Source organism: Kitasatospora sp. NPDC007106 (assembly GCF_040634455.1).
In the GTDB taxonomy this organism is placed as follows: Bacteria; Actinomycetota; Actinomycetes; order Streptomycetales; family Streptomycetaceae; genus Kitasatospora; species Kitasatospora arboriphila.
Window position 1 is genome coordinate 1 of the sequence record NZ_JBEYFP010001065.1, and the last position, 1829, is coordinate 1829.

A 1829-nucleotide genomic window follows, 5' to 3' on the forward strand; every position below is an offset into this window, starting at 1 on the left:
ACGTGGTGGCCGGCGTGTACGCGGTCGGCTGGCTGCGCGGGCGGCGCGACCGCTACCACAAGCTCGGGTTCACCGTGCCGTTCACCGTCGCCGCGATCCTCACCCCCGTCCAGTTCTTCCTGGGCGACTCCGCCGCCCGCGCGGTCTACAACAAGCAGCCGGTCAAGTTCGCCGGCATGGAGCTGGTCTGGGACACCTCCACCCACGTGCCGGAGTACGTCTTCGGCCGGCTGAACGAGGACGGGACGATCTCCGGCGGGATCAAGATCCCGCAGCTGGACTCCATCCTCGCCGGGTTCAAGCCCAGCACCCAGGTGACCGGCCTGACCTCCGTGCCGGCGTCCGACCGCCCCACGGCCGTGGAGGCGACCATCGTCCACTGGGCCTTCGACATCATGGCCACCATCGGCAGCGTGCTGATCCTGCTCGCCCTCTGGTACGCCTGGATCTGGTGGCGACACCGGGACCTGCCGATCAACCGCTGGTTCTTCTCCTGCGCGGCGCTCGCGGGAGCCGCCTGCCTCATCACGGTGGAGTGCGGGTGGATCACCACCGAGGTCGGCCGTCAGCCCTGGATCGTCTACTTCAACATGCGAGTCTCCGAGGCCGTCACCCCGACCCGTTCCGACGGCATCTGGACGATGTTCGGCATCGTCGTCGTCCTGTACGTGGCCGTGTTCGCGTCCTTCCTGGCGGTGCTGCTGAAGATGCGGACCCGCTGGAGAATCGCCGACGAGGGCAGGGCGGTGCGGGGGACACCCGCCCCCGAGACCGACACCCCGTACGGGCCCAGGCGCGAACCCCTGCCCGACGAGGCCGGTGTGGTGTCCGGCGGGTCCGGCCCGGCCGCGGGCGGTGACCGGTGATGGCGGACCTCATCGCCTGGCTGCTGGTGATCGCCATCGCCGCCTACGCCTGCGCCGGCGGCACCGACTACGGCGCGGGCTTCTGGGACCTGCTGGCCGGTGGCGCCGAGCGCGGGAAACGGCCCCGCTGGCTGATCGACCACGCCATGGCGCCGGTCTGGGAGGTCAACAACGTCTGGCTGATCTTCATCCTGATCCTCATGTGGACGGGGTTCCCCACGATGTTCCAGGCGGTCTTCGAGGCGTTGTGGCTGCCGCTCGCCCTCGCGGCCGTCGGACAGCTGCTCCGCGGAGCCGGCTTCGCGCTGCGCAAGCCCAGCCGCCGGATCGCCCAACGGCGCGTCTACGGCGCGGCGTTCGCGATCTCCTCGCTCCTCACGCCGTTCTTCCTCGGCGCAGTGCTGGGCGGCATCGCCTCCGGACGGGTCGCGGTGGGCGTCCCGGCGTCCTCGGACGCCTGGGCCAACCCCACCTCGCTGATGGCGGGCCTGATGGCCATCGCCTCGACCGCCTTCCTCGGCGCGGTCTTCCTCTGCTCCGACGCCCGGCGGTTCGGCGCCCACGACCTCGTCGACCACTTCCGCCTGCGGGCGTGGGCCGCCTTCGCGGCGCTGGTCGTCCTCGCTCTCATCGCCCTGCCCGTCACCAGGGACGACGCCCGGTACGTGTGGGACGGTCTCACCGGCGGTCTCGGACTGCTGACGGCGATCCTGGCCGGGGTCTGCGGCCTGGCCACCGTCCTGCTCCTGGTGCGCCGGTTGTACGGCTGGTCCCGCTACACCTCGGTGGCGACCGTCGCGCTGGCCGTGCTGGCCTGGGGCTTCGCCCAGCGGCCCTACCTCCTGCCGACCTCGCTCACGGTGTCCCAGGCCGCCGGGGCCGCGCACAGCCTGCGCTGGCTGGCCATCGTGACGCTCATCGCGGTCGTGCTCGTCGGCCCGGCCCTGGTACTGGTCTACCGGC

The 1829-nt window shown here is 71.5% G+C and carries 2 protein-coding genes; both read left to right on the forward strand.

Annotated elements, in window-relative coordinates; all coding sequences use genetic code 11:
- Window positions 1-866: cytochrome ubiquinol oxidase subunit I (locus tag ABZ641_RS35760; protein WP_359988609.1), on the forward strand; the 866-nt coding region annotated here is incomplete at its 5' end.
- A partial coding sequence (locus tag ABZ641_RS35765) for a cytochrome d ubiquinol oxidase subunit II (protein WP_359988610.1) occupies window positions 866-1829 on the forward strand: 964 nt, incomplete at its 3' end. The genes ABZ641_RS35760 and ABZ641_RS35765, both read left to right, overlap by 1 nt.